The sequence below is a fragment of the Rhodococcus sp. WB9 genome, from assembly GCF_007558985.1.
GTDB classification, from domain to species: Bacteria; Actinomycetota; Actinomycetes; order Mycobacteriales; family Mycobacteriaceae; genus Rhodococcus_F; species Rhodococcus_F opacus.
Window position 1 is genome coordinate 5,002,296 of record NZ_CP041769.1, and the last position, 26,919, is coordinate 5,029,214.

The window sequence follows — 26,919 nt, forward strand, 5'->3', positions numbered from 1 at the left end:
AGTCAGTTGATCAGGCGCAGGTCGGAGATGGTCCCGCTCGCCACGAGCATCACGTAGAAGTCGGTGACGATCAATGTGGCGAGTGTGGTCCAGGCGAGCTGCATGTGCCGGGTGTTCAGTGTGCTGACCCAGGTCCAGAGCCGGTATCGGATCGGGTGCTTGGAGAAGTGGGTGAGCCTGCCGCCGGTGACATGCCTACAGGAATGGCACGAGACGGTGTACGCCCAGAGCAGGATCACGTTGCAGACCATGATGAGTGTGCCGAGCCCGATTCCGAATCCGCCGTCGGCGCCGTGGAACGCGCGGATCGCGTCGTACGTGTTGATCAGCGAGACGACGAGTGCGACGTAGAAGAAGTAGCGGTGTGCGTTCTGGACGATCAGCGGCAGGCGCGTCTCACCCGTGTAGGTTCGATGGGGCTCCGCGACCGCGCACGCGGGCGGCGAGAACCACACCGACCGGTAGTAGGCCTTGCGGTAGTAGTAGCAGGTGAGCCGGAAGCCGAGCAGGAACGGCAGCACCAGGAACCCGAGCGGGATGATCATCGGCAACTCGCCGATGGGTGTCCCGAAGTCGCTCGAACCGGGCACACACGAATCGCTCAGGCACGGCGAGTAGAACGGCGTCAGGTAGTGATAGTCCTCGACGAAGTACGCGGTGCGGACCCACGACCGGACCGATGCGTACACCACGAAGACGGACAGGCCGAGCACCGTCAGCAGCGGCGCCAGCCACCACCGGTCGGTGCGGAGCGTGCGTTCCGCGATCCGGGCACGCGTCGGCGCCCCCACACCGGCACTTTCGGGATTTTTCGGCGGCGCGCTCATCCGCGCTCGTAGTGGAGCCCGCCCAGCCCCTCGTCGTCGACACCGAGCCACATCGACGCGTCGTACGGGGTGTCCGACACCTTGATTCGCTCCACCGGTTCCCGGTGGACGACGTTCGGTGGCGAGGAGTCGAGGTCCCGCGCGTCGATCTCGAGCCGCTCCAGATCGTTGCTCAGTCGCCGCACGGATGCGGCGTCGCCGTACATCGATCGCAACGAACCGACAGCGCGCCGAAGGCGGTCGATGGTGCGATTCAATTCGAGCATTTCGGAGGTCGACATGTGACCCCTCCCAACCCAGCCGGATGTAGCCGTGACACGAATCACACTACCGACATTCGGAGGGGACGGTGCAGCTTTCGGAACCTCGGAAACTCCGTGGCGATGAATTTCGCGGGGCGGCCGAGTCCATATCTGCAGGACCACCGACAACGCACACCCACCCGGAGGACATCATGGCCGACGCCACGATCGGAAGCATCCTGCTCGCCAGCACTCAGCCCGACCGACTACGGGACTGGTACACCGCCGCGTTCTCGCCGAAGGTCGAACACACCCCCGGCGCGCCGGGCTACGACGTCCTCGACTTCGACGGCTTCTACATCATGCTCGACCGGCGTGACGACGTCGGCGACACGAATCCCGAACCCGGACGCGTACTCCTCAACGTCGAGGTCACCGACGCCCGCGCCGCAGCAGACCGGATCGACGAACTCGGCGCGACGTGGCTGTCCCCGCTCGAGGATCGTGACGGCAGCTGGTTCGGCACCGCCGTGGACCCCGACGGCAACTACGTCCAGATGATCCAGCTCAGCGCGCAGGCGCGGGCCGAGATGTCCTGACCGACACCACGGAAAGAGAACAGCCATGTTGAGCAATGCGAGAGCATTCAGCGGATTCGCCGTCGACGACATCGCCGCGGCCAAGTCCTTCTACACCGACGCCCTGGGCCTCGAGGTCACCGAAGAGGAGATGGGCCTGCTGGGCCTGCACCTCCCCCAGGGGCCCGTGGTGCTGATCTATCCCAAACCCGACCACACGCCGGCGACGTTCACCATCCTGAACTTCGCCGTCGACGACGTCGAGAAGGCCGTCGACGCGCTCACCGAGCGCGGGATCCGGTTCCTGCGGTACGACGGTTTCGATCAGGACGACAAGGGAATCATGCGCGGCAACGGTCCCGACATCGCCTGGTTCACCGACCCCGCCGGCAACGTGCTGTCGGTGCTCGCCGAATCCTGACCGCCCCAGCTCAGAGGCCCGCGAGCGTCGCCTTCAGCCAGGTGCCGTCGAACCACGCGGAGGCGGCCGCGCCGAACGACGCGGAGCCGAGGCGTCCGCTGCCCGCGGGCACCGAGCCGATTACGTCGACCCCGGTCACGGCGGGCAGGTCGTCGAGATTGCACCGCTCGGCGAGCCCGGGCTCGTCCGGCCACGACCCGATCACCGTTCCGGCGCAGGCGAGACCGGCCGACGACAGTGCCCGGATCGTGAGCTCGGTGTGATTGAGCGTGCCGAGCGCGGCCGCGGCGACCACGACAGCCGGTGCGTCGAGGGCGCGCGCGAGATCGACGAGCGTGAAGCCCTCGGCGCCCAATCGCACCAGCAGGCCGCCGGCACCCTCGACGAGCACCAGATCGTGCCGGTCGTCGAGTGCGCGGACCGTCTCGACGACGTCGGCGCACCGCAGCATCGGCCGCCCGCTGCGCCGGGCCGCGGTGTCGGGAGCGAGTGGTTCGGGGTAGCGAGCGAGTTCCACCACCGCCGTGACACCGGACAGTCTGGTCACCTCGGCCAGATCGCCCGGTTCTCCCGGGGCGACGCCGGTCTGCGCGGGCTTGCACACCGCCACGGACAGGCCGGCCTCGCGTGCAGCCGCCGCGAGCGCCGCCGTGACCACCGTCTTGCCGACGTCCGTGGACGTGCCGGTGACCACCAGGATGCTCACGCCGACGCTCCCGCCAGGACGTCGGTCAGCACGGCTTCGATCCGCGCCAGTTCGTCCGCGTCGAGCGTCGCGCGCGCGGTGAGCCGCAGACGCGACGTGCCCTCCGGCACCGACGGGGGCCGGAAGCAGCCGACGTGCAGTCCCTGTTCGCGGCAGGCGGCTGCGGCGTCGACGGCGCGTTGCGGGTCGCCGAGGATCACGGAGACGACGGCGGACTCGGGTGCCCCTGCGCCGGTGAACCGCGCGAGATCCCGCGCACGGTCCAGGACGGACTCGGCACGGTGCGGTTCCCGCCGCATAACGGCGAGTGCCGCCCGCGCCGAGCCGACGGCCGCGGGGGCCAGTCCGGTGTCGAAGATGAACGTGCGCGCGGCGTCGACGAGATGCGCACGCACCTTCTCCGACGCCAGCACCGCACCGCCCTGACTGGCCAGCGACTTCGACAGCGTGGCAGTGACGACGATGTCGGGTTCGCCGGCGAGCCCCGACTCGTGCACGAGTCCGCGGCCCCCTGCGCCGCGGACTCCGACGCCGTGCGCCTCGTCCACGACGAGGAACGCCCCGTGGTCGCGGCACACCCGATGGAGGTCGACGAGGGGTGCGAGATCACCGTCCGCGCTGAACACCGAATCGGTGACGACCAGCGCCCGCTCCTCCGGCCGGGCGGCCAGGGCGCTGCGGACGAAGTCGAGATCGGCGTGCGGTGCGACGGCCACGCGGGCCCGGGACAGGCGGCACGCGTCGACCAGCGACGCGTGGCTGCCCGCGTCGGAGACGATCAGCGATCCGGCGCCGGACAGTGCGGTGACGGCACCGAGATTCGCGGTGTAACCGGAGGAGAACACCAGCCCGGCCTCGGCGCCGACGAACTCGGCGAGTTCCGTCTCGAGCAGTTCGTGTTCGGTGGTCGATCCCGTGACCAGCCGCGAGCCGGTGGCCCCCGCACCCCAGCGGCGCAGCGCGGTCATCGCGCCGTGCAGCACCTCCGGGTGCCGTACGAGTCCGAGGTAGTCGTTGGACGCCAGATCGATGAGCGCGTTGCCCGGCGTGCGTGGACGCAACTCGCGGCGCAGTCCCGCGGCGCGCCGCTGGTCCTCGACGTCGTCGAGCCAGGTGGTGAAGGTGCGGTCGGTACTCACCCCCGGCACGATACGCGACTTGAACGGTGTTCAACCCGGGTGGGCCCGGTTTTCTTCGGGTGGCTAGGGTCGAGACCGTGACCTCCCCGAGCCTGTCCGTCGACGACATCACGTCCCTCGATGCCTCGCTGCTCTGGCATCCGTACGGCGCCTTCCCCGCCTCGACCACCCCGCTCGTGGTGGCCGAGGCGAGCGGGACGCGCCTCACTCTCGCCGACGGACGTGAACTCGTCGACGGCATGAGTTCGTGGTGGGCCGCGGTCCACGGGTACCGGCATCCCGTCCTCGACGCGGCGGCGACGGCGCAGCTCGGGCGAATGAGCCACGTGATGTTCGGCGGGCTCACCCACGAACCGGCTGCGCGGCTCGCCCAGCTGCTCGTGGAGATCACCCCGGACGGACTCGACAAGGTGTTCCTCGCCGATTCCGGTTCGGTGTCCGTCGAGGTCGCCGTCAAGATGTGCCTGCAGTACTGGCGCAGTCGCGGCAGGCCGGAGCGACACCGGTTGCTGACCTGGCGCGGCGGGTATCACGGCGACACGTTCGCCCCGATGAGTGTCTGCGACCCGGACGGCGGCATGCACTCCCTGTGGACGGACGTCCTGGCACGGCAGGTCTTCGCGGGACCTCCGCCTCGCGAGTTCGACCCGCGGTACGTCGCGGAGTTCGAGCGTCTGGTGGCCTCGCACACCGACGAACTGGCGGCCGTCATCGTGGAACCGGTGGTGCAGGGCGCCGGTGGTATGCGCTTCCACGACCCCCGGTACCTGTCGGAGCTGCGGCGGATCTGCGACGAGCACGGGCTCCTGCTGGTGTTCGACGAGATCGCGACCGGTTTCGGCCGTACCGGCGAGCTGTTCGCCGCGGACCACGCCGGCGCCCGACCCGACATCATGTGCGTCGGCAAGGCCCTCACCGGCGGGTACATGACCCTCGCGGCGACGCTCTGTTCCACCGACGTCGCCGAGACCATCAGCGCCGGGGACGCCGGCGGGCTGATGCACGGTCCCACGTTCATGGCCAACCCGCTCGCCTGTGCCGTCGCGGTGGCGTCGATCGAACTCCTGCTGTCGCGCGACTGGCGAGGCGAGGTCGAGGCCGTGCGCCGCGCACTCGAATCGGGACTCGCACCGGCCCGGGAACTCCCCGGTGTCCGGGACGTCCGGGTGCTCGGCGCGATCGGCGTGATCGAACTCGCCGAATCCGTCGACATGCGTGGCGCCACCGAGGCCGCGGTGGCCGCCGGGGTCTGGTTGCGGCCGTTTCGGAACCTGATCTACGCGATGCCGCCGTACGTGTGCACCAGCGAGGACGTGCGGAAGATCACAACCGGAATGCTTGCTGCCGCACGGAGCTCCACCCCAGGCCGCTAGCCCGCTCTCGTCGAGCTGAGAGCGACGCGAACGCGGGCTACTGTTCTCGGTATGGAAGCAAGCGAGTCGACCGGCACCACGCCCATTCCCGTGTGGCCCGGCAGCGCCTACCCCCTGGGCGCCACCTACGACGGGGCCGGGACGAACTTCTCCTTGTTCTCCGAGGTCGCCGAGGCGGTCGACCTGTGCCTGATCGCGAAGGACGGCACGGAGACGCGCGTACGCCTCGACGAGGTCGACGGCTACGTGTGGCACGCGTACCTGCCGACCGTCGTTCCCGGTCAGCGGTACGGGTACCGGATCCACGGCCCCTGGGATCCCGCGGCCGGGCACCGCTGCGACCCCAGCAAGCTCCTCCTCGACCCCTACGGCAAGGCATTCGACGGCGAGTTCGACGGAGACCGATCCCTGTTCTCCTACGACATCGACGCGCCCGCCGAGCCCGCCCCGGAGGAATCGGAGGATGCCGTCGAGGTCGTCGACTCGGACGACGACATCGAGGCCGAGGACGCCGCCGAGCTCGCAGCGGAGCCCGAGGACATCTCGACGCCGGGACTGCCCGGACACGACTCGCTCGGCCACACGATGACGACGGTGGTGATCAACCCGTTCTTCGACTGGGCTGCCGACCGCGCCCCGAAACACCCGTACCACGACACCGTGATCTACGAGGCCCACGTCAAGGGCATGACGGCGACGCATCCCGGTGTGCCGGAAGAGCTTCGCGGCACGTATGCGGGCCTCGCGCACCCGGTGATCATCGACCACCTCGTCGACCTCGGTGTCACCGCGATCGAACTGATGCCGGTGCACCAGTTCATGCACGATCAGACGCTGCTCGACAAGGGGCTGCGGAACTACTGGGGCTACAACACCTTCGGCTTCCTCGCCCCGCACACCGGGTATTCGTCGGCGGAGAAGCCGGGCGCCGCGGTGTCGGAGTTCAAGGCGATGGTCCGCTCGTTCCACGAGGCGGGCATCGAGGTCATCCTCGACGTCGTCTACAACCACACCGCCGAGGGCAACCACCTCGGTCCGACCATCTCGTTCCGCGGCATCGACAACGCCGCCTACTACCGGCTCGTCGACGGCGACGCCGAGCACTACATGGACTACACGGGCACCGGGAACAGTCTCAACGCCCGGCACCCGCACACGCTGCAACTGATCATGGACTCGCTGCGGTACTGGGTCACCGAGATGCACGTCGACGGATTCCGGTTCGACCTCGCGTCCACGCTCGCCCGTGAACTGCACGACGTCGACCGGCTCTCCGCGTTCTTCGACCTCGTCCAGCAGGATCCGATCGTCAGCCAGGTCAAGCTCATCGCCGAACCGTGGGACATCGGCGAGGGCGGGTACCAGGTGGGCAACTTCCCAGGCCTGTGGACGGAGTGGAACGGCAAGTACCGGGACACGGTCCGCGACTACTGGCGCGGCGAACCCGCGACGCTCGGCGAATTCGCGTCCCGGCTCACCGGCTCGTCCGACCTCTACGAGGCGACCGGGCGCCGCCCCGGCGCGAGCATCAACTTCGTCATCGCCCACGACGGGTTCACCCTGCGCGACCTGGTGTCGTACAACGAGAAGCACAACGAGGCCAACGGCGAGGGCAACAACGACGGCGAGAGCCACAACCGGTCCTGGAACTGCGGCGTCGAGGGACCGACGGACGATCCGGAGATCCTCGATCTGCGCGGGCGGCAGAGCCGCAACATCCTGGCCACCCTGCTGCTGAGCCAGGGGACGCCGATGCTGGCGCACGGCGACGAGATGGGCCGCACCCAGCGGGGCAACAACAACGTGTACTGCCAGGACTCGGAACTGTCGTGGATGGACTGGTCGCTGGCGGACTCCAACGCCGACCTGGTCGAGTTCACCAAACGGGTGATCGCACTGCGCATGAAGAATCCGGTGTTCCGTCGTCGCCGGTTCTTCGAGGGCACACCCATCCGCAGCGGTGACCAGACCCGCGACATCGCGTGGCTCACCCCAGCCGGTGAGGAGATGACCCCCGAGGACTGGGACAGCGGTTTCGGGAAGTCGCTGGCGGTATTCCTCAACGGCGAGGGCATTCCCGAACCCAACCACCGCGGCGAGCGCGTGGTCGGCGACTCGTTCCTGCTGTGTTTCAACGCGCACGACGAGGAGATCGAGTTCTCCACGCCGAACTCCGACTACGCCGACGAATGGGCGGTCGTGCTCGACACCGCCGTCCCGACGGGGGCGAAGGAAGCGGTGATCAAGGCCGGGAATTCGCTGCAGGTCGAGGCCCGGTCGCTGGTCGTGCTGCGCCGGACCGCCTGAGCCGGGGACGACGATGTCGATCACGGCCACCTACCGACTGCAACTGCGCGGGGACTGCTTCACCCTGGCGGACGCCGCCGCCGTCGCCGACTACCTGGACGACCTCGGGATCTCCCACGTCTATCTGTCGCCGATCCTGACGGCCACGACCGGATCGACCCACGGTTACGACGTCACCGACGTGACCCGCGTGTCCCCGGCGCTCGGCGGGCGGGAGGCGCTGGCCGCGCTGGCCCAGGAGTTGCGGGGCCGCGGCATGGGCATCGTCGTCGACCTCGTCCCCAACCATGTGGGTGTCGCGAATCCGCGTGAGAACGCGTGGTGGTGGGACGTCCTCACGCACGGTCGCCGCTCCGAGTTCGCCGACTTCTTCGACATCGACTGGAGCGACGACAACGGCGCGGGCGGGCGACTCGCGCTGCCCGTCCTCGGATCGGACGCCGATCTCGAAGCGCTGACCGTCGACCGCTCGGGACCCGAGCCCCTGCTCGCGTTCTACGAGCACCGGTTCCCGATCGCCCCCGGCACCGATGCCGCCGAACCGGCGTCGGTGCACGACGCGCAGTCCTACCGCCTGGTCCCGTGGGACTCCGGGCTCATCGGGTACCGCCGATTCTTCGCGGTCAGTGAACTGGCCGGTATCCGCCAGGAAGACCCGCGCGTGTTCGAGGCCGCGCACCGCGAACTGCGGAGCTGGGTGGCGGACGAGTTGATCGACGGAGTGCGCATCGACCATCCCGACGGGTTGTCCGATCCGGCCGAGTATCTCGACCGGCTGCGCGGGCTGATCGGCGCGGACCGGTGGCTCGTGATCGAGAAGATCCTCGGCCACACCGAACCACTGGACGACCACCTTCCGATCGCGGGCACCACCGGCTACGACGCACTGGCCGAACTCGGCGGCATCTTCGTCGACACGTCGGGAGCTCCCGCGCTCACTGCCCTGTCGGCGTCCCGCACGGGTGACCGGGGTGACGCGACGTGGATTCACGAGCACGAAACCGCGATCAAACGTGACGTCGCCGGAACCATCCTCGCCCCGGAGGTCCGGCGCCTCGTCGGTGCGATCCGCGCGGAGACCGGCACCGAATGCGGCGATGCGGACCTGCGTGACGCCGTCGCGTTCGTCGTCGCGGCCATGCCCGTGTACCGGTCCGACTACAGTCCGCTGGCCGGGCTGGCGAAGCGCGTGATCGGTGACGTCCTGCGGCGTGAACCGCAACGGTCCGACGCGCTGTCCGCCCTCGCCGCCGCCCTGATCGCCGGCGGTGAGGCGGCCACCCGATTCCAGCAGGTGTGCGGTGCGGTGATGGCGAAGTCCGTGGAGGACTGCCTGTTCTACCGCACCGCCCGGCTGGTGTCACTGCAGGAGGTGGGTGGCAATCCGGCGAACGTCGGCGTCTCCCCCGCCGAATTCCACCTGGCCGCAGCCGAGCGAGCCACCCGGTGGCCGCGGGCGATGACGACGCTCTCGACGCACGACACCAAGCGCGGGGAGGACGTCCGGGCCCGGATCGGCATACTGTCGCAGGTGCCGGACCTGTGGGCCGAATGCGTCGATCAGTGGGAACGCATCGCACCCAGCCCGGATCCCGTCACCGGACTGTTCCTGTGGCAGAACCTGTTCGGGGTGTGGCCGGTCGACGGCCGCGCTGCGGGCGACGTGCCCGACTTCCGCGACCGCGTCCACGCCTACGCGGAGAAAGCGGTCCGTGAGGCCGGAACCCGGACGTCGTGGCACGACGTGAACGAGGACTTCGAGAGCGACCTCCACCGCTGGCTGGACACGGTGATCGACGGCACGGTCGGGAAGGCGCTCGGTTCACTGTGCACCCAGCTGGCCCCGCACGCCTGGTCGGACTCGCTCGGCCAGAAGCTCCTGCAGCTGTGCGGACCGGGGATCCCGGACGTGTACCAGGGAACCGAGCTGTGGGAGGACTCGCTCGTCGACCCGGACAATCGCCGTCCCGTCGACTACGACGTGCGACGGAGCGTGCTCGCGGGACTCGGCACTCGTCCGCTCGATACGACGGGCGCGGCGAAGATGCACGTCGTCCGCACGGCTCTGCGCCTGCGCCGGGAACGTCCGGACAGCTTCGTCGGCGGGACCTATGCACCGGTCTTCGCGTCGGGGACCGCGGCGGAGCATCTGATCGGCTTCGCCCGCGGCCCCCAGGGGTCGTCCGCGGACGTCGTGGCGCTGGCCACCCGGCACACCGTCGGCCTGGAGCAACGTGGCTGGGGCGACACCACCGTTTCCCTCCCGGACGGCACCTGGACCGACCTGCTCACGTCCGCGACGTACGCCGGCGGCCGGGTCGACACGGCGACACTGTTCTCCCGCTATCCCGTTGCGCTTCTGGCTCTGTGAGTACTTGTTAACCGCCCGCGGTTAACAAGTACTCACAGGGGTACTGGCTCTTGTATGTCGCGCCGTGTGGTTGCCCGGGCGTACGGAGGGCCGGAGGTCCTCGCGCTCGTCGACGCCGAGGCAGTGAATCCCGCCCCCGGCGAGGTGGTGATCGAGGTTCGCGCCATCGGGGTCAACCCGATCGACTACAAGCTCTACAGCGGCGCGTTCGGCGCCGACCCGGACGCCCTGCCCTTGCGGCTGGGCAGCGAGGCCGCGGGCGTCGTCGCCGAGGTGGGTGACGCCGCGGCGGGACCGGTGGGCCCGATCTCGGTGGGCGACGAGGTGATCGTGTATCCGGTGTCCGAGTCGTACGCGGATCGACTTGTCGTGTCCGGTGATTCGGTGATCCCGAAACCGGCGTCGTTGCCGTGGAACGAGGCTGCCGGACTTCTCGCGGTGGGTGCCACCGCGGTCGACACCCTCGACACGGCGCACGTCGGCGCCGGCGACCTGCTGCTCGTGCACGGAGCGGCCGGTGGCGTGGGGTCGTTCGTCGTGCAGTTGGCGCGTGCCCGCGGCGCCACGATCATCGGCACGGCGCGCCCCGAGCACCACGACTACGTCCGGTCGCTCGGCGCCGCCCCCGTGTCCTACGGTGCCGGTCTGGGCGATCGGGTCCGCGTCCTGGCGCCCGACGGGGTGGACGCCGTCATCCACACCGCGGGCAGTGACGAGTCGATCGACATCTCCGGGGAGCTGGTGCGGGACCGGTCGCGGTTGGTGACGACCGTCCCGGGGCCCCGGCCTGCCGAAGCGGGCTTCCGGATCGTCGGCGCGCGGGGGCCGGACGGGATGGAACCGCGTAAGCGGGCCCGCGTCTTCCTCGTCGACCTCGCGGGCAACGGCGACGTGCGGGTGCGCGTCGCGCGCACCTACGCGCTGTCCGAGGCGGCGCGCGCGCACGCCGATCTTCGGAAGCCGCACGCGGCGGGCAAATTCATCCTGCTGCCGTAGGCGCGCCCCATCAGTGGAGCAGACTCGCCCGGATCGTCGCTTTCACCCAGTTCCGGTACTCGTCGACGTCCCACCCGCATTGCCGGCGCAGCATCGAGTACACCTGCGGCGACACGACCGTGAACAGCACGTCGGCGGCCCGCTGGACAGAGATCTCGGGACGCAGCAGTTCGTGCGCGGCGAGTCCCTCGGCGAGCGTCATCGCATTCTCGGCCGAGGCCCGCGCCCCCTCGTCGGCGAACCGCCGCATGTCGTCGTCCGCTCCCGAGGATTCGATCGACGTCGTCATCAGGGTCCCCGCCCGCTCCAGGACGTCGGTGCTGAATCCCACCATCTGGTCGAGGATCCGTTCGACCGGGTCGCCGTCCCGGGGCGCGGGCGTGTGGGCCGCGGCGGTATCACCCGCGATGGCGGCGTGAAGTACCTCGTGGAACAGTTCCGCCTTGCCACCAGGGAACGCGGTGAACACCGTGCGGGTCGACACCCCGGCGGCCTCGGCCACGTTCCGCACCGTCGTGCTGACGTATCCGCGGTCGATGAACAGCCGGGCCGCGGCGTCCCGGACGAGGAGACGGGTCCGGCGCGCCGATTCCGCTCGCAGCGGCGAACTGTAGGGCCTCTTGGCCGTTTCGGGCATGGGTTCACGATAGACGCATTCGATACATCAATCGTGCAACCAATGTGACACAGCGATTCGCCGCGCATCGACCAGGCGAAACGCCCGATACCTACGACTTCGGGTGTTCCACCCAGGCATCGGATCCGGGAAACACGAGCGCCTCGTGGCCGTCGTCGTACCGGACGAGATAGGGCGGTGCGCCGTTCTCTCCGTGTACCTCCACGACCTCGGCGGTCGTCTCGTGCACTCCGACCACCCTGCCCTGAACGTGCAACCGGTCTCCCACTGCTACGTGCATGACTGCTCCTCGCGACGTTCGAGTCCGTACTCCCAGCTTGCTACTTCCGGAAGCGGGGCGAAAGGGCCGACTCGCCGCCATCTCTGCCGGCGTGTGCCATCGTGAGGACATGGCTACGTATCGATACCTCGACAAGGACCGTAACGTGCTCGAGGAGCAGGACTTCGGCACCGTGCAGGACGCCGAGGAACACCGGTTGTCCGTTCTCGGCGCCGAGATCATCGAGGAGGTCGAGGACTCCGGCACGCCCGAGAGCTGACTGTCCTGCGCGGCCCGCCGCGTCGAGGCATGCTGATCGGGTGCACACATTCGAGGTATGGGCCCCGATTCCGGAATCCGTTTCTGTGGAGGTCGACGGCCGACGCCACGACATGACCCCATCACCGGACGGATGGTGGCGAGCCGACGTCGACGCGTCGCCGGATTCCCGGTACGCGTTCGTCCTCGACGACAGCGACACCCCGCTTCCCGATCCCCGGTCACCTCGCCAGCCCGACGGAGTCCACAGTCCGTCGCAGCTCCACACGCTCGACGAGAGCCTCTGGACCGACTCGCGGTGGACCGGGCGGCAGCTCGCCGGCTCCGTCGTCTACGAATTGCACGTCGGCACGTTCACCCCGGAGGGCACGTTCGCGGCTGCCGTCGCCAAGCTCGACCATCTCGTCGCCCTCGGCGTCGATTTCGTGGAACTGATGCCCGTCAACGGGTTCAACGGGACCCACAACTGGGGATACGACGGGGTTCTCTGGTACACGGTGCACGAGGGTTACGGCGGACCGGACGGGCTGCAGACCCTCGTCGACGCGTGCCACGCCCGCGGTCTCGGCGTGGTCCTCGACGCCGTGTACAACCACCTCGGACCGTCGGGAAACTACCTGGACCGGTACGGGCCGTACCTGGCGCAGGGCGCCAACACGTGGGGCCGGAGCATCAATCTGGACGGACCGGATAGCGGCGAGGTCCGCCGCTACATCATCGACAACGCGCTGCGGTGGTTCCGCGAGTTCCACATCGACGCGCTGCGCCTCGACGCGGTCCACGCGCTCGTCGACCACACCGCCACCCACCTTCTCGAGGACCTGGCCATCGAGACCCGCAGGCTGTCCGCGCACCTGAGGCGGCCGCTGACGCTCATCGCCGAGAGCGACCTCAACGATCCGCGCCTGATCACGTCGCGGTCGGCAGGCGGCTGCGGCCTCGACGCCCAGTGGGACGACGACGTGCATCACGCCATCCACGCCGCCGTCTCGGGCGAGAGACAGGGCTACTACGGAGATTTCGGTTCGATGGCCGGCCTCGCCGACACCCTGCGCCAGGGGTGGTTCCACGCGGGCACGTTCTCGACGTTCCGCGGTCGCACCCACGGCAGGCCGCTGGACACCCGCCGGACCCCGGCCAGTTCGCTGGTCACGTACACGTGCACGCACGATCAGATCGGCAACCGGGCAGTCGGTGACCGTCCCGGCACGTATCTCGATTCCGGGCAGCTCGCCGTGAAGGCCGCGCTCGTGCTGTGCTCGCCGTTCACGCCGATGCTGTTCATGGGTGAGGAGTGGGGGGCGAGCACCCCGTTCCAGTTCTTCACCTCCCACCCCGAACCGGAACTCGCGCGGGCGACGGCGGAGGGGCGCAAGGCCGAGTTCGCCGAGCACGGCTGGAGCACGGACGATGTTCCCGACCCGCAGGACCCGGAGACGTTCGAACGGTCGAAGCTCGACTGGGACGAACTGGCTCGCGAACCGCATGCCCGGCTGCTCGACTGCTATCGCTCGTTGCTGCACCTCCGTCGGGACCGCGCCGAGCTGACGGATCCGTGGCTCGAGAACCTGTCCGTCGACTACGACGAGGCGGAGCAGTGGATCGTGGTGCACCGCGGTGCGCTTCGTCTCGCGTGCAACCTGGGCGCCGAACCGGTGAGCGTCCCGGTCGGCGGCTCCCCCGTGCTGTGGTGGGAGCCGCCGACGCAGGACGAGACCGCATCGGCGACGGTGCTACCGGGTCACTCGTTCGTGGTGCTCGACAGCTCACCCTGACGGTCGCGCAGCATCCGCAGGACGAGGATGGCGGTCGCGAACAGGATCACGGCCGTCGTGCCGGCGGCGACGTGCATGCCGTCGACGAACGCCGATTGCGCGGACTCCAGGAACACCGTCCGGGCCGTCTCCGGGAGGTGCTGGGCCTCCGCGACGGCGGCGCCGAGCGTGCCCTGGGCGGGCTCGACCTGTTCCGGCGGCAGCATCGACGTGTCGAGGCCGTTCCGGAAGATCGCCATGACGACGCTGCCGAGCACCGCGACGCCGAGTGCGATGCCGAGTTCGTATGCGGTCTCGGACACCGCGGAGGCGGCGCCGGCCCGTTCGGGCTCGACGGCGCTGACCACGAGGTCGGACGTCAGGGTCAGTGCGATACCGACACCGGCGCCTGCGAGGCCGAAGCCGATCACGAACATCGTCGGGGCGCCGTCCACGCCGAGCCTGAGCATCAGTGCCGCACCCACAGCCGCGATCGCGAGACCGCCGCCGAGCACGTGCGAGGTGGCCCACCGGCGCACCATCCAGGCCGCCGCGAGTGCGGTGATCGCGCTCATCAGCATGCCGGGAAGCATCAGCACACCGGATTCGAACGCGCTGTTACCCAGCACCAACTGCAGGTACTGCGAGCCGAAGAACAGCACGCCGGCCAGCGCGAAGATGGACAGCAGATTGGTGAGGACGGCGGTCGAGAACGCCGGCTTGGCGAACAGGCCGATGTCGATCATCGGGTCCTTCATCGCCTTCTGCCTGCGTACGAACACCACACCGGACACGACGCCGACGAGTCCGACGACGAGGAGTACCGGGTCGACACCGTGCACCACGGTCTCCTTGACCGCGTACACCAGCGGCAGCATCGTCGTCATCGACAGCGCCGCGCTGAGCAGGTCGAAGCGTCCCGGGGCGGGGTCCTTCGACTCGGGGATCACGAGCGGTCCCACGGCGATCAGGACCAGCATCACGGGGATGTTGATCAGGAACACCGAGCCCCACCAGAAGTGCTCGAGCAGCCAGCCGCCGATCAGCGGGCCCGCCGCGGTGCCGCCACCGGCCATCGCACCCCACACGCCGATGGCGAGGGTCCGCTGGCGCGGGTCGACGAAGATCGTGCGGATCAGACCGAGTGTCGCGGGCATCAGCGTCGCACCCGAGATTCCCTGCAGAACGCGGGCCGCGATCAGCATCTCGGGTGTCGGCGACCACGCCGCGATCAGCGAGGCGATGCCGAATCCGGCGGCGCCGAGGAGCAGCAGGCGACGCCGCCCGATCCGGTCGCCGAGCGTGCCCATCGTGATGAGCAGGCCGGCGAGGACGAACGAGTAGACGTCGATGATCCACAGCAGCTGCGTGCTGCTGGGTTCGAGGTCGGCGCTGATGAACGGCAGTGCGAGGTCGAGCACGGTGCCGTCGACGGCGATCAGGAGGACGGCGAAGGCCAGGACGACCAATCCGAGCCAGTCTCGGCGTGATGCGGAGGACTGACCTGGCGCGCCGTAGGCGTCGTTGATCCCGCGATCCGTGGAGACTGACATTTATCTTCCTGCGACTTTCCGATTCGAGAGCTGACCCGGTGATGAACCGTCCAGCCGGTACAGTTCCGTTACATTACCGTGAACCGTCCGGACGGTAAAGTTATTTCCCGGGTACAGTCCCTCTTCATGGCTGCCGGAACGCGCGATCGAATACTCGACGCCCTCGAGAAGCTGCTGCTCGACGTGGGGATAGCCCAGGTGACCCTCGAATCCGTCGCCGCGGAGGCCGGGGTGTCCAAAGGCGGACTGCTCTACCACTTCCCCAGCAAGGAAGCGCTGCTCGCCGCCATGGTGCGCCGGCTCGGCGAACGGGCGGACGCCCAGCGCGCCGACGCCGTCTCCGGCGGCACCTCGCTGTCCGAGTGGTATCTGCAGGTTCCCGACGCGAGCACCACCGAGGAACTCGCCCTCTACCGTTCGACCATCGCCGCGCTACGGAGCGTCGACGGTCAGCACGACGAGATCCAGAAAGCCGTCACCGAGGTGATGCGCGGCTGGGACGAAGGTCTCCAGAGCGAGATCGACGACCCCGTGCAGGCCGAGATCGTGCGGCTCGTCGGCGACGGCATCTACCTGTCCGCACTGCTCAGGCTCCCCATGCCCGAGCCCGGGCTGTACAACAAGGTGGTCGCGCGGCTGCTGCAGAAGTAGCGGCTCAGGTGAGGTAGCGGTACGCGGGGCTCCCCGGCTCCAGCCGTTCCACCTGCATCCGGGACTGCTCCATCCGCTCGAGCAGGTCGCCGAGCCCCTCGGCCTTCCCCAGCTCGATACCCACCAGGGCGGCACCGGTCTCCCGGTTGTTGCGCTTCACGTACTCGAACAAGGTGATGTCGTCCTCGGGCCCGAGCACCTCGTCCAGGAAGCGGCGCAGCGCGCCCGGCTCCTGCGGGAAGTCGACGAGGAAATAGTGCTTCAGGCCGAGATTCACCAGCGAGCGTTCCAGGATCTCACCGTACCGCGAGACGTCGTTGTTGCCCCCGGAGATCAGGCACACCACCGTGGAACCCGGCTCGAACGTGATGTTGCCGAGGGCAGCCACCGACAAGGCGCCCGCGGGCTCGGCGATGATGCCCTCGTTCTGATATAGCTCGAGCATCGTGGTGCACAACGCACCTTCGTCGAGGTTGGCCATCACGAAGCTCTCGGGGTCGAGCCGGATCGTGGTCGACCGGTCGGTCTGGCCCAGCGACGTGTGCGTCGCGACCTCGGCGCCGAGGGCGGACACCACGGCGTAGGGAAGGTCGCCGACCCGCTTCACCGACGCGCCGTCGACGAACGGGTCGATCTCCGTCAACGTCACGGGACCACCGGCCACCAGGGCCGCCGTCATCGACGCCGCCCCCGTCGGCTCCACCCCGACGATGGCCGCATTGGGTGCGTGCGCACGCAGATACGTGGCGATGCCGGCGATGCATCCGCCGCCACCGACCGGGACCAGCACGGAATCGGGGGCCGCACCGAGCTGCGCGAGGATCTCGGCGGCGATGGTGCCCTGTCCGGCCGCGGTACGGGCGTCGTCGAACGGCGCCACCATCGTCGCGCCCGTCCGCCGCACATCGGCCGCGGCCGCAGCGGCAGCGGCGTCGTACGTCTCCCCTGTCAGGATCAGCTCGACGAACTCGCCGCCGTGCGCGCGGATGCGGTCACGCTTCTGCTTGGGGGTGTTCGACGGAACGTAGATGCGGCCCGTGATTTCCATTGTCCGGCAGGCGAATGCGACGCCCTGCGCATGGTTGCCCGCGCTGGCCGTCACCACTCCGGCCGCACGCTCGCCGGCATCGAGCTGGGCCATGAGGTTGTAGGCGCCGCGCAGCTTGTAGGAGCGGACGACCTGCAGGTCTTCGCGCTTGAGGTAGACGTTCGCGCCGGTCAGCGACGACAGGCGCTCGCTCCGCTGCAGCGGGGTCGCGTCGATCACGTGGGAAATTCGCTCGATGGCAGCGTCGATGTCGCCCACTGTCAAGGGCGAGGTGATGTTCTGGGCTGCGGTATCGGGCGATGTGGACACCCGGATATGTTCCCACTCTCCAGCCATGGGATACCAGTCGGGTTCAGCCGCGCGGATCGAACTGGGACGGTCGCGGCACGTTGCGGACGTTCGACTTCGCCATCTTCACGGCCTCGCCGACACCGCCGTTCATCACCATCTTCGACAGCGCCAACGCGAAACCGGTGACCTGCCCGCCCGTGATGGTCGGAGGCAGCGACAACGCCAGCGGGTCGGTGACCAGATCGACGAGCGCCGGTCCGTCGTGATCGAACGCCTGCCGCAGACCCGATTCGATGTCGGCCGGATCCTCGATCCGGCGGGCGAAGATGCCCACTGCCGACGCCACCGCCGAGTAGTCGACGGGCGCGACGTCCACCCCGAAATCCGGCAGCCCGTCCACCAACATTTCCAGCTTGACCATGCCCAGAGTGGAATTGTTGAACACCACGATCTTGACCGGGAGCCGGTACATCGCGACCGTCACCAGTTCTCCCAGCAGCATCGACAGCCCGCCGTCGCCCGACACGGAGACCACCTGCCTGCCCGGCGCGCACACCTGGGCGCCGATCGCGTGCGGCAGGGCGTTCGCCATCGATCCGTGCAGGGCCGAGGACAGGAAACGCCGTGACCCGTTCGGCGTCAGGTAGCGCGCCGTCCAGACGTTCGACATTCCCGTGTCGGTGGTGAAGATCGCGTCCTCGGTGGCGAGGTCGTCGAGGATCGACGCCGCATATTCCGGGTGGATCGGGATCCGCTGCTTCGCGGGTTTCGTGTACGCACCGACCACCTTGTTCATCAGCGTCCGGTGCTTCTCGAGCATGTCGTCGAGGAATCGGCGATCGTCCTTCCGCCGGATCAACGGGGCGAGGGCACGCAGCGTGCTCGCCACGTCGCCGTGCACGGCCAGGTCGACGTTCGTTCTCCGGCCGATTCGCTGTGCGGCCCAGTCGATCTGCGCGGTGCGGACTCCGTCGGGCAGGAACTGGTTGTACGGGAAGTCGGTTCCGACGAGCAGCAGGAGGTCGGCGCCGTGCATGCCGTCGTGGGCCGCCCCGTATCCCAGCAGTCCCGTCATCCCGACGTCGAAGGGGTTGTCGTACTGGATCCATTCCTTCCCGCGGAGCGTGTGGCCGATCGGCGCACCGATCGCGTCGGCCAGGCTCAGCAGCTCCTCGCGAGCCTCCCGCACGCCCTCGCCGGCGAAGATCGCGACCTTTCCCGCCCCGTTCACGGCGTCGGCGAGCGCCTGCACGTCGGTCTGGTCGGGCACGATCGCCGGTACGCCGGTGCGCGGCACCGAGGGTGCCTGTCCCTCGGCGGGGCGGTCCGCGATGTCGCCCGGAAGGGTGATCACCGCGACACCGGACAGCGCGGTCGCGTGCGCGATAGCGGACGCCGTCACGCGCGGCGCCTGGGCGGGACTGCCGATCAGCTCCGCGTACCGGGAGCACTCGACGAACAGGCGGTCCGGGTGGGTCTCCTGGAAGAAGCCGAGACCGATCTGCTCGCTCGGGATCTGCGCCGCGATCGCAAGTACGGGCGCTCCCGAGCGGTCCGCGTCGTAGAGACCGTTGATCAGGTGCAGATTTCCCGGACCGCACGAGCCGGCGCACACCGCCAGTTTGCCGGTGACCTGCGCCTCCGCTGCCGCGGCGAACGCGGCGGCCTCCTCGTGACGCACGTGGATCCAGTCGATTCCACCCTTCGCCGCGCCACCCGACCGCCGGACCGCGTCGACGACGGGATTGAGACTGTCGCCCACGATTCCGTAGATCCGCTGGACGCCGGCGTCCTGGAGTTGACGTACCAGCTGATCGGCAACGGTTTTCGCTCTCATCGGGCCTCCGGTCGGGGGACGGTCGAACGGCGAAGGACAGCGGCGGTGCAGGCGTCAGGCGGGTTCGAGCACGAACACCGGGATCTCCCGATCGGTATTCTTCTGATATTCGGCGTAGTCCGGGAACGCGGCGACGGCGCGGTCCCACCACGTCACCTTCTCGTCGCCGGTCACCTCACGGGCCACCATGTCCCGTGTGGTCGAGCCGTCGCGGAGTTCGACGTGCGGTTCGGCCTTCACGTTGTAGTACCAGACCGGGTTCTTGGGTGCACCGCCGAGCGAGGCGACGATCGCGTACGTCCCGTCGTGTTCGACACGCATCAACGGCGTCTTGCGGAGTTTGCCCGATTTCGCGCCACGCGTGGTCAGCAGGACGACGGGCCTCCCGCCCAGCGTGGTGCCCTCGGCTCCATCGGTGGATTCCATCAACTCGGCCTGATCTGCTGCCCACTTGGACGGACTGGGTTCATATTCACCTGTGAGTGGCATGTGTCCAGTCAACACCTGATCCGCGAGAACGCGCCACCGATTCCACCGAACGAGCGCACATGCGAAGAACCGCATCCGTTTGTTCGTTGCGCCGAACTCCGGGTTCCGAGTACCCTGATCCCACGCGGGGGACGTCCACTCCCCCGGTCCCCGTCAGTGAGGTGACCTGCGATGACGACACACGACGCATGGCTGCGCCGCGAGGTTCGCCGCAGCGACCCCGCGCGCACCGTCGATCTCGCCGGCGCCGAGTGGCCCCTCTACAAACTGGAAGCACTGGCCGTCGCGCTGCTGGTCTTCGTCACGGTCCTCGTCGTCACTCAGACGCTGCAGGCGGCCGTACTCACCGCCGCCGCGGTGGCCGTCGTGGTGTGGTGGGCGCGGCGCCTCTTCCCGCCGCGCCCCTGACCGTCACACGGACAGGCAGCTCGGTCCGAGCAACGCCTTGAGATCACCCATCAACGCCGACGACGGTTCCACCCGGAGCACGTCGTCCACCTTCCACAACGTGACCTCGGTGCCGCCGATCAACCGCACGTGCACGTCCGACGTCCCCGGATGGCGTGTGAGCACCTGACGCAACGCGCCGATCTTGTCCTTGGTGCACTGACGCAGCGGCAGACTGACCGCCAGCGGCTTCGCGACCCCCACTGCCGAGAGATCCGGCACCGCAAGGTCGTTGGCGATGAGTGAGATCCGATCGTCACGGATCGACACGCGCGCCTTGACGAGCACGACGGAGTCCTCCGTGACATCCATCCCGTAGACCGAGTAGGCCTGCGGGAAGAACAGCACCTCGATACCACCGGTCAGATCCTCGAGCTGCGCGGACGCCCAGGTGAGACCGTTCTTGTTGATCCTCCGATTCACCGACGCGAGGATGCCGCCGACGGTGACCTGGGTGCCGTCCTTGATGTCGCCTTCGAGGATGGTCGGGATCGCGGTGTCGGACTGCGCCGACAGCACGTGTTCGACGCCGTTGAGCGGGTGCCCGGACACGTACAGGCCCAGCATTTCCCGTTCCAGCGCCAACCGGTGCTTCGAGTCCCACTCCTCCTCGGGGATCTTCACGTTGAACACCGAGGAGATCGACTCGTCGGCGTCGTCGCCGCCGAACAGGTCGAACTGTCCGATCGCCTCCGCCTTCTTGGTGCCCATCACCGCGTCGATGGCGTCGGCGTGGACGAGCATGAGTCCCTTGCGCGGATGGCCCAGCGAGTCGAATCCGCCTGCCTTGATCAGCGATTCGGTGACCTTCTTGGAGCAGGCGGCGGCGTCGATCTTGTTGAGGTAGTCGGAGAAGTCGACGAACTTGGACTTCTCCTTGCGCGCCTTGATGATCGAGCCCACGACGTTAGCGCCGACGTTGCGGACGGCGCCCATGCCGAACCGGATGTCCTCACCGACGGAGGCGAAGTTGACCTCCGATTCGTTGACGTCCGGCGGCAGCACCGTGATCCCCATCTTGCGGCAGTCCGCGAGGTAGACGGCGGCCTTGTCCTTGTCGTCACCGACCGAGGTGAGCAGACCGGCCATGTACTCGGCCGGATAGTTGGCCTTGAGATACCCGGTCCAGAACGACACCAGGCCGTACCCGGCGGCGTGCGACTTGTTGAACGCGTACCCGGCGAACGGGAGGATGGTGTCCCACAGCGCCTTGATGGCGGGCTCGGAGAATTCGTTGGCGAGCATGCCCTCGCGGAAACCGGCATACGCCTCCTCCAGCACCGAGAGCTTCTTCTTACCCATGGCGCGGCGGAGAATGTCGGCCTGTCCGAGCGAGTACCCGGCCACCTTCTGAGCGATCTGCATGATCTGCTCCTGGTAGACGATCAGGCCGTACGTGTCGGCCAGGATCTCCTTCAGGGGCTCCTCGAGTTCCGGGTGGATGGGTTTGACCTCTTGCCGCCCGTTCTTGCGGTCGGCGTAGTCGTTGTGCGCGTTCATGCCCATCGGACCGGGCCGGTACAGCGCGAGCACCGCGACGATGTCCTCGAAACCGGTGGGCTGCATGCGGCGCAGCAGGTCGCGCATCGCGCTGCCGTCGAGCTGGAACACGCCGAGAGTGTCTCCGCGCGAGAGCAGTTCGTACGTGGCCGGGTCGTCGAGCGCGAGGGTGTCGAGATCGAGATCGATCCCCCGGTTCGCCTTGATGTTGTCGATGGCGTCACCGATGACGGTGAGGTTCCGCAGTCCGAGGAAGTCCATCTTCAGCAGGCCGATGGCCTCGCACGACGGGTAGTCCCAGCCGGTGATGATGGCGCCGTCCTGGGCGCGCTTCCACACGGGAATCGCATCCATCAGCGGTTCGGACGACATGATGACCGCGCAGGCGTGGACGCCGGCGTTACGGATCAGGCCCTCGAGTCCCTTGGCCGTCTGGTAGATCTTCGCGACGTCCGGGTTGGAGTCGATGAGGGCGCGAACCTCCACCGCTTCCTTGTAGCGTTCGTGGTTCGGGTCGGTGATGCCGGACACCGAGATGTCCTTGGCCATGATCGGCGGCGGCAGCGCCTTCGTGATCTGGTCGGCGATCGCGAAACCGGGCTGGCCGAACTGGACTCGGGCGGAGTCCTTGATGGCCGCCTTCGTCTTGATGGTGCCGAACGTGATGACCTGGGCGACGCGGTCGCTGCCCCACTTGTCCGTCGCGTAGCGCACCATCTCGCCGCGACGGCGATCGTCGAAGTCGATATCGATATCGGGCATGGAGACGCGTTCGGGGTTCAGGAACCGCTCGAACAGCAGGCCGTGCGGGATGGGGTCGATGTTGGTGATGCCCATCGCGTAGGCGACGAGCGAACCCGCCGCCGAGCCTCGGCCGGGGCCGACGCGGATGCCGACCTCCCGGGCATGGTTGATGAGGTCTCCGACGACGAGGAAGTAGGCGGGGAAACCCATTTCGAGGATGACGCCGATCTCGTAGTCGGCGCGGGCGAGGTACTCCTCGGGCGGTCCGTCGGGGAACCGGCGGTCCAGTCCGCGCATGACCTCCTTGCGCAGCCAGGTGCCCTGCGTCTCGCCCTCGGGGACCGGGAAGATCGGCATCCGGTCGTGGTGCGCCCACACGTCGTCGTACGACTGGACCCGCTCGGCGATCAGCAGTGTGTTGTCGCACGCGCCGGGCACCTGGTCGTCCCACAGCGCGCGCATCTCCGCGGCCGGCTTCAGGTAGTAGCCGTCGCCGTCGAACTTGAACCGGGTGGGGTCGGACAACGTCTTACCGGTCTGGATGCAGAGGAGCGCCTCGTGGTTCTCCGCGGCTTCCTTGGTGACGTAGTGGCAGTCGTTGGTGGCGAGCGGCGGAATCTCGAGCTTCTTGCTGATCTCGAGCAGGCCCTCACGCACTCGTCGCTCGATCGACAGTCCGTGGTCCATCAGCTCGAGGAAGAAGTTGTCCTTGCCCCAGATCTCCTGCCACTTGGCAGCGGCCTCGAGCGCCTCGCGGTCGTGGCCGAGTCGCAGCCGGGTCTGGATCTCACCGGACGGACATCCCGTGGTCGCGATGATGCCCTCGTGGTGGGTGGCGATGAGCTCTTCGTCCATCCGCGCCCACTTGCCGAGCTGGCCCTCGATCGACGCGAGCGAGGACAGCTTGAACAGGTTCCGCAGACCGGTCGCGTTCTCCGCGACCATCGTCATGTGGGTGTACGCGCCGCTACCGGAGACGTCGTCGGACTTCTGGCTGCGGTCGCCCCACAGCACACGCTTGGTGTTGAAGCGGGACTCGGGCGCGATGTACGCCTCGATGCCGATGATCGGCTTGATGCCCTGCTTCTTCGCCACGTTGTAGAACTCGCTGGCGCCGTACATGTTGCCGTGGTCGGTCATGCCGACCGCCGACATCCCCAGTCGCTCGGCCTCTTCGAACAGGGGGCCGACCTTGGCCGCACCGTCGAGCATCGAGTACTCGGTGTGATTGTGCAGATGTACGAACGAGTCAGCCACGTGCGCCTCTCTGAAGGTCTGGGAGCCTCACGAGTGTAGGCCCTCGGACCGACAGCACCGGTCGCCGACGGCGGGTGTCGGAGAAGTCGTGACGCGAGTTACTGGACGGGCGCCTGGGACGGTTCGGTATTTCGCCGCTCGCGCCGGACCCGTACCAGCGCATCGGTACTGAAGATCGCGAGTGCCACCCAGATCAGCGCGAAACCGATCCACCGCGACGCGGGCATGTCCTCGTGGAGAACGGCGACGCCCCACGCCATCTGCAGCGCAGGCGTCAGGTACTGCAGCATGCCGAGTGTGCGCAACGGCACCCGTTGCGCGGCCGCGCCGAACAGCAACAGCGGCAGCGCGGTCACCGGTCCCGCGGCCATCAGCAGCAGGGTGTGACCCAGCCCGAACCCGAGGAACGTGCCTGCCCCGGTGAGGGCGAGGAACACGAGGTAGCCGATCGCGACGGGCGCGGCCACGATTCCCTCGGCGGTGAGGCTCGTCCGCGGGTCGAGCGGCATCACCTTCTTGCACAGCCCGTACAGCGCGAACGAGGCGGCCAGGGTCAGCGCGATGTACGGCGGATGTCCGTAGTCGACGGTGATCACGATCACCGCGGCGGCGGCGAGCGCGAGCGCGACGATCTGGGCGGGGACGAGCCGTTCCCGGAAGATCACGACCCCGAGCAGCACGCTCACCAACGGGTTGATGAAGTAGCCGAGCGCGGTCTCGACCACCCGGTCCGAGGTGACCCCGTAGATGTAGGTGCCCCAGTTCACCGCGATGGCCGTCGACGCGGCCGTGACGAGCAGCCAGGTGCGCGGACTCAGCCCGCGCAGCGACCGGAGCCGGCCCGAGACCGCAAGGACGACGAACATGAGCGCGAGCGTCCACACCACCCGGTGCGCGAGGATCTCCACCGATCCGGCCGGGCCGAGCAATCCGAAGAACGCCGGGAACGCGCCCCACAGGACGTAGGCGCCGACTCCGCAGGCGGCGCCCACGGTTTCCGCCTTCCTCGCCTTCACGAACCGCTCCCCGGGACGATGCCGTCGTCGGGGCCGGGCGCGACGATCTCGGCCTGCTCCGGCAGCAGCGGGCGCACGGCGAATCGCCCGGCGACGGCGTCGGCGCCGAGTGCCTCGACCGCCCGGACGTCCGGGGCGGACCGCAGCGCGGTGAGGGCTTCGTGATCACCGCGGACGACGACACCGATCACGCACTCGCAGTTCCGGGCGAGTTCCGCCGACGACACAGCCGCGATCTGCGCCTGCCGCTCCGTTTCGCCCGTCATCGCCTGGGCGCGTCCGGCGGCCAGGACGCTCGCCCGTGCGAGCGCCGCATCGCCTGCCGCGACGGACACGGGAACGAGGGGGGTCTGCACCCGGTCCAGGGGCACACGGAAGAGCACCTGCGACACCCGGGTGCCGGACGCGGCGTCCCGGACGACGTCCGTCGTCACCGGACGCGTGAACGAAACCAGCGCCCACTGCTCGCGGCGCGCGTCCGCCGCGTCGAGCGACCGGTCCGCCCGGGCCAGGTAGTCGGCCACCACTTCCCCGTTGTCCGGGCCCAGCGTGTCCGTCGACACGGGCGCCCGCCGGACAGGGTGCAGTACTCCGAGCACGACCGTCACCGCGATCAGGGCGACGGCGGTGAGCACTGCCGGCACCGCGGTACCGCCCGGGTACGGGCGCCTCACCTCAGCTCGCCCGCAGAACCCCGAGAGCGTCCTCGAGATCCTTCGGGTACTTGGACGTGATCTCGACCCACCGCCCGTCCGCGGGATGCGCGAAACCGAGCGATCGGGCGTGCAGCCACTGCCGTTCCAGCCCGAGACGTTCCGCCAGCCGCGGATCGGCCCCGTATGTGAGGTCGCCGCAGCACGGGTGCCGCAGTGCGGCGAAGTGGACGCGGATCTGATGGGTCCGGCCCGTTTCGAGGTGGATGTCCAGCAGGCTCGCCGCCTGGAACGCCTCGACCGTGTCGTAGTGCGTGATGCTGGGCTTGCCGTCCGCGGTGACGGCGAACTTCCAGTCGTTGCTGCGGTGCCTGCCGATCGGCGCGTCGATGGTTCCGCTGCTCGGGTCCGGGTGCCCCTGCACCAGCGCGTGGTACCGCTTGTCGATGGTCCGCTGCTTGAATGCGCGCTTGAGGAGTGTGTAGGCGCGTTCCGACGTGGCCACCACCATCACCCCGGACGTGCCGACGTCCAGCCGGTGCACAATGCCCTGGCGTTCGTGCGCACCGGACGTCGAGATCCGGAAGCCCGCGGCGGCGAGACCGCCGATCACCGTCGGACCGGTCCAGCCCACGCTGGCGTGGGCGGCCACACCCACCGGTTTGTCGACGGCGACCACGTCGTCGTCGGCGTACAAAATTTCCATGCCCTCGACGGGTTCCGCCTCGATGGTCAGCGGCCGCGGCGGTTCCGGCAGTTCCACCTCGAGCCAGGTGCCTGCGGACAGGCGGTCGGACTTGCCGACGGGTGCGCCGTCGACGAGCACCGAACCCTCTTCGGTGAGCTGAGCCACCGCGGTGCGCGACAGACCGAGTAGTCGAGCGAGGCCGGCGTCGACCCTCATCGCTTCGAGCCCGTCCGGGACCGGCATCGACCGTGTTTCCCTCACTTCTCTACCCCCTTACGTGTTCCGTCCGGTTCCAGCCCTATCAGTGTGAGCACGACGAGCAGGATCGCACCGCACACGATGCCGGAATCCGCCACGTTGAACACCGGCCACCAGCCGACGGACACGAAATCGACGACGTGACCCTGCATCACTCCCGGCGCCCGGAAGAACCGGTCGACGAGGTTGCCGAGGGCGCCTCCGAGTACCAGCCCCAGACCGAGCGCCCACCACGGCGACCGCAGCGTGCGGCCGATGCGGACGACGCCGATCACCACACCCACGGCGACGAGCGTGAGCAGCCACGTCATGCCGGTGGCCATGGAGAACGCCGCACCCGGGTTGCGCACGAGCCGCAGCGAGACGATGTCCCCGATCAGCCAGACCGGCCGGCCGGGCTCGATGTTGGCGACGGCGAGGATCTTCGTCAGCAGGTCCGCGGCCAGGACGGCACCGGCGATCACGAACAGCAGCAGCCTGCGCTGATGCTGCACCGGCCGGGGCGCTGCGGTGCCGGACGTGTCACCGTCGTTTCGGTCTTCTGCGTCGGTCTCGTTCTCTGCCGTGGGGTCTTGACTCACCCGTTCATCATCCACTA

General features: G+C 68.5%; 25 protein-coding genes. 10 read left to right on the forward strand and 15 right to left on the reverse strand.

Translation table 11 applies throughout. The features are described 5' to 3' along the window. Nucleotides 1-2: 2 nt before the first annotated feature. The gene (locus FND50_RS23230) at nt 3-827 is read right to left on the reverse strand and encodes a hypothetical protein (RefSeq protein ID WP_005260277.1); all 825 of its coding nucleotides are present in this window, start codon (nt 825-827) and stop codon (nt 3-5) included. Next, nucleotides 824-1,108 (reverse strand): hypothetical protein, encoded by a 285-nt coding sequence (locus FND50_RS23235; RefSeq protein WP_005247567.1) that lies wholly within the window; start codon nt 1,106-1,108, stop codon nt 824-826. The genes FND50_RS23230 and FND50_RS23235 overlap by 4 nt, the downstream gene beginning before the upstream one ends. Nucleotides 1,109-1,281: 173 nt before the next feature. Between FND50_RS23235 and FND50_RS36270 the strand changes: the two genes are divergently transcribed. Beyond that, nucleotides 1,282-1,668 carry a VOC family protein gene (locus tag FND50_RS36270; RefSeq protein WP_186301129.1) on the forward strand — a complete coding sequence of 129 codons (387 nt, stop codon included), beginning with the start codon at nt 1,282-1,284 and terminating at the stop codon, nt 1,666-1,668. A 25-nt stretch (nt 1,669-1,693) separates the two neighbouring features. After that, nucleotides 1,694-2,068: a VOC family protein gene (locus tag FND50_RS36275; RefSeq protein WP_005260275.1), complete on the forward strand. Its 375-nt coding sequence runs from the start codon at nt 1,694-1,696 to the stop codon at nt 2,066-2,068. A 10-nt stretch (nt 2,069-2,078) separates the two neighbouring features. On the opposite strand, the gene bioD is transcribed toward FND50_RS36275, so the two are convergent. Further along, nucleotides 2,079-2,774, reverse strand: a complete 696-nt coding sequence (bioD, locus tag FND50_RS23245) for a dethiobiotin synthase (protein WP_144287248.1) — start codon at nt 2,772-2,774, stop codon at nt 2,079-2,081. Next, nucleotides 2,771-3,913, reverse strand: coding sequence for an 8-amino-7-oxononanoate synthase (locus tag FND50_RS23250; protein ID WP_260850652.1), 1,143 nt, complete (start codon nt 3,911-3,913; stop codon nt 2,771-2,773). The genes bioD and FND50_RS23250 overlap by 4 nt, the downstream gene beginning before the upstream one ends. A 77-nt stretch (nt 3,914-3,990) precedes the next feature. Between FND50_RS23250 and FND50_RS23255 the strand changes: the two genes are divergently transcribed. From FND50_RS23255 to FND50_RS23270, 4 genes are read left to right on the forward strand one after another with little or no spacing between them, the layout of a single operon-like run. Beyond that, nucleotides 3,991-5,286: an adenosylmethionine--8-amino-7-oxononanoate transaminase gene (locus FND50_RS23255; RefSeq protein ID WP_144287250.1), complete on the forward strand. Its 1,296-nt coding sequence runs from the start codon at nt 3,991-3,993 to the stop codon at nt 5,284-5,286. Between the two features lie 51 nt (nt 5,287-5,337). Continuing rightward, nucleotides 5,338-7,593 (forward strand): glycogen debranching protein GlgX, encoded by a 2,256-nt coding sequence (gene glgX / locus FND50_RS23260; protein ID WP_144287251.1) that lies wholly within the window; start codon nt 5,338-5,340, stop codon nt 7,591-7,593. 13 nt (nt 7,594-7,606) lie between these two features. Continuing rightward, nucleotides 7,607-9,964, forward strand: coding sequence for a malto-oligosyltrehalose synthase (gene treY / locus FND50_RS23265; RefSeq protein ID WP_144287252.1), 2,358 nt, complete (start codon nt 7,607-7,609; stop codon nt 9,962-9,964). 54 nt (nt 9,965-10,018) lie between these two features. Then, nucleotides 10,019-10,960 (forward strand): NADP-dependent oxidoreductase, encoded by a 942-nt coding sequence (locus tag FND50_RS23270; protein WP_144287253.1) that lies wholly within the window; start codon nt 10,019-10,021, stop codon nt 10,958-10,960. A 10-nt stretch (nt 10,961-10,970) separates the two neighbouring features. On the opposite strand, the gene FND50_RS23275 is transcribed toward FND50_RS23270, so the two are convergent. Beyond that, nucleotides 10,971-11,597 carry a TetR/AcrR family transcriptional regulator gene (locus FND50_RS23275; protein WP_144287254.1) on the reverse strand — a complete coding sequence of 209 codons (627 nt, stop codon included), beginning with the start codon at nt 11,595-11,597 and terminating at the stop codon, nt 10,971-10,973. A gap of 91 nt (nt 11,598-11,688) precedes the next feature. Continuing rightward, on the reverse strand, nt 11,689-11,877 hold the full coding sequence (locus tag FND50_RS23280) for a DUF1918 domain-containing protein (protein WP_005563004.1): 189 nt from the start codon (nt 11,875-11,877) through the stop codon (nt 11,689-11,691). Between the two features lie 109 nt (nt 11,878-11,986). Between FND50_RS23280 and FND50_RS36280 the strand changes: the two genes are divergently transcribed. Together FND50_RS36280 and treZ are read left to right on the forward strand one after the other, a co-directional pair. Next, entirely contained in the window at nt 11,987-12,136 is a 150-nt protein-coding gene (locus FND50_RS36280; protein ID WP_005260252.1) for a hypothetical protein, read from the forward strand. Nucleotides 12,137-12,176: 40 nt separating this feature from the next. Next, the gene (treZ, locus tag FND50_RS23285) at nt 12,177-13,910 is read left to right on the forward strand and encodes a malto-oligosyltrehalose trehalohydrolase (RefSeq protein ID WP_144287255.1); all 1,734 of its coding nucleotides are present in this window, start codon (nt 12,177-12,179) and stop codon (nt 13,908-13,910) included. Here treZ and FND50_RS23290 read toward each other — a convergent pair. Further along, nucleotides 13,877-15,442 carry an MFS transporter gene (locus tag FND50_RS23290; protein ID WP_144287256.1) on the reverse strand — a complete coding sequence of 522 codons (1,566 nt, stop codon included), beginning with the start codon at nt 15,440-15,442 and terminating at the stop codon, nt 13,877-13,879. The genes treZ and FND50_RS23290 overlap by 34 nt on opposite strands. Before the next feature lie 126 nt (nt 15,443-15,568). On the opposite strand from FND50_RS23290, the gene FND50_RS23295 reads away from it, so the two are divergent. Beyond that, entirely contained in the window at nt 15,569-16,093 is a 525-nt protein-coding gene (locus tag FND50_RS23295) for a TetR/AcrR family transcriptional regulator (RefSeq protein WP_144287257.1), read from the forward strand. Between the two features lie 4 nt (nt 16,094-16,097). Here the strand turns inward: FND50_RS23295 and ilvA are convergent, their stop codons facing one another. From ilvA to FND50_RS23310, 3 genes are read right to left on the reverse strand one after another with little or no spacing between them, the layout of a single operon-like run. Next, complete coding sequence (gene ilvA / locus FND50_RS23300; protein ID WP_144287258.1) at nt 16,098-17,450, reverse strand: threonine ammonia-lyase IlvA; 1,353 nt, start codon at nt 17,448-17,450, stop codon at nt 16,098-16,100. A gap of 43 nt (nt 17,451-17,493) precedes the next feature. Further along, nucleotides 17,494-19,269, reverse strand: a complete 1,776-nt coding sequence (locus FND50_RS23305; RefSeq protein WP_144287259.1) for a pyruvate dehydrogenase — start codon at nt 19,267-19,269, stop codon at nt 17,494-17,496. A 54-nt stretch (nt 19,270-19,323) separates the two neighbouring features. Next, nucleotides 19,324-19,758, reverse strand: a complete 435-nt coding sequence (locus FND50_RS23310) for a nitroreductase family deazaflavin-dependent oxidoreductase (protein ID WP_144287260.1) — start codon at nt 19,756-19,758, stop codon at nt 19,324-19,326. A gap of 171 nt (nt 19,759-19,929) precedes the next feature. Between FND50_RS23310 and FND50_RS23315 the strand changes: the two genes are divergently transcribed. Next, nucleotides 19,930-20,166, forward strand: a complete 237-nt coding sequence (locus FND50_RS23315) for a hypothetical protein (protein WP_144287261.1) — start codon at nt 19,930-19,932, stop codon at nt 20,164-20,166. A 3-nt stretch (nt 20,167-20,169) separates the two neighbouring features. Here FND50_RS23315 and dnaE read toward each other — a convergent pair whose 3' ends face one another. The 5 genes from dnaE to lspA all read right to left on the reverse strand — a co-directional run bounded on the left by dnaE (nt 20,170) and on the right by lspA (nt 26,917). Then, nucleotides 20,170-23,706 (reverse strand): DNA polymerase III subunit alpha, encoded by a 3,537-nt coding sequence (gene dnaE / locus FND50_RS23320; RefSeq protein ID WP_007297430.1) that lies wholly within the window; start codon nt 23,704-23,706, stop codon nt 20,170-20,172. A gap of 98 nt (nt 23,707-23,804) precedes the next feature. Beyond that, nucleotides 23,805-24,722: an EamA family transporter RarD gene (gene rarD, locus FND50_RS23325; RefSeq protein WP_144287262.1), complete on the reverse strand. Its 918-nt coding sequence runs from the start codon at nt 24,720-24,722 to the stop codon at nt 23,805-23,807. Then, nucleotides 24,719-25,396 carry a hypothetical protein gene (locus FND50_RS23330; protein ID WP_144287263.1) on the reverse strand — a complete coding sequence of 226 codons (678 nt, stop codon included), beginning with the start codon at nt 25,394-25,396 and terminating at the stop codon, nt 24,719-24,721. The genes rarD and FND50_RS23330 overlap by 4 nt, the downstream gene beginning before the upstream one ends. A 1-nt stretch (nt 25,397) precedes the next feature. Further along, nucleotides 25,398-26,324, reverse strand: a complete 927-nt coding sequence (locus FND50_RS23335; protein ID WP_005260233.1) for an RluA family pseudouridine synthase — start codon at nt 26,322-26,324, stop codon at nt 25,398-25,400. Then, complete coding sequence (gene lspA / locus FND50_RS23340) at nt 26,321-26,917, reverse strand: signal peptidase II (RefSeq protein ID WP_186301130.1); 597 nt, start codon at nt 26,915-26,917, stop codon at nt 26,321-26,323. The genes FND50_RS23335 and lspA overlap by 4 nt, the downstream gene beginning before the upstream one ends. Between the last annotated feature and the right edge of the window lie 2 nt (nt 26,918-26,919).

What these genes read in the sequence shown, in the direction of transcription:
- FND50_RS23230 (WP_005260277.1), bottom strand. Translation starts at nt 827, where the DNA reads ATGAGCGCGCCGCCGAAAAATCCCGAAAGTGCCGGTGTGGGGGCGCCG.
- FND50_RS23235 (WP_005247567.1), bottom strand. Translation starts at nt 1,108, where the DNA reads ATGTCGACCTCCGAAATGCTCGAATTGAATCGCACCATCGACCGCCTT.
- FND50_RS36270 (WP_186301129.1), top strand. Translation starts at nt 1,282, where the DNA reads ATGGCCGACGCCACGATCGGAAGCATCCTGCTCGCCAGCACTCAGCCC.
- FND50_RS36275 (WP_005260275.1), top strand. Translation starts at nt 1,694, where the DNA reads ATGTTGAGCAATGCGAGAGCATTCAGCGGATTCGCCGTCGACGACATC.
- glgX (WP_144287251.1), top strand. Translation starts at nt 5,338, where the DNA reads ATGGAAGCAAGCGAGTCGACCGGCACCACGCCCATTCCCGTGTGGCCC.
- treY (WP_144287252.1), top strand. Translation starts at nt 7,607, where the DNA reads ATGTCGATCACGGCCACCTACCGACTGCAACTGCGCGGGGACTGCTTC.
- FND50_RS23270 (WP_144287253.1), top strand. Translation starts at nt 10,019, where the DNA reads ATGTCGCGCCGTGTGGTTGCCCGGGCGTACGGAGGGCCGGAGGTCCTC.
- FND50_RS23275 (WP_144287254.1), bottom strand. Translation starts at nt 11,597, where the DNA reads ATGCCCGAAACGGCCAAGAGGCCCTACAGTTCGCCGCTGCGAGCGGAA.
- FND50_RS23280 (WP_005563004.1), bottom strand. Translation starts at nt 11,877, where the DNA reads ATGCACGTAGCAGTGGGAGACCGGTTGCACGTTCAGGGCAGGGTGGTC.
- FND50_RS36280 (WP_005260252.1), top strand. Translation starts at nt 11,987, where the DNA reads ATGGCTACGTATCGATACCTCGACAAGGACCGTAACGTGCTCGAGGAG.
- FND50_RS23290 (WP_144287256.1), bottom strand. Translation starts at nt 15,442, where the DNA reads ATGTCAGTCTCCACGGATCGCGGGATCAACGACGCCTACGGCGCGCCA.
- FND50_RS23295 (WP_144287257.1), top strand. Translation starts at nt 15,569, where the DNA reads ATGGCTGCCGGAACGCGCGATCGAATACTCGACGCCCTCGAGAAGCTG.
- FND50_RS23305 (WP_144287259.1), bottom strand. Translation starts at nt 19,269, where the DNA reads ATGAGAGCGAAAACCGTTGCCGATCAGCTGGTACGTCAACTCCAGGAC.
- FND50_RS23310 (WP_144287260.1), bottom strand. Translation starts at nt 19,758, where the DNA reads ATGCCACTCACAGGTGAATATGAACCCAGTCCGTCCAAGTGGGCAGCA.
- FND50_RS23315 (WP_144287261.1), top strand. Translation starts at nt 19,930, where the DNA reads ATGACGACACACGACGCATGGCTGCGCCGCGAGGTTCGCCGCAGCGAC.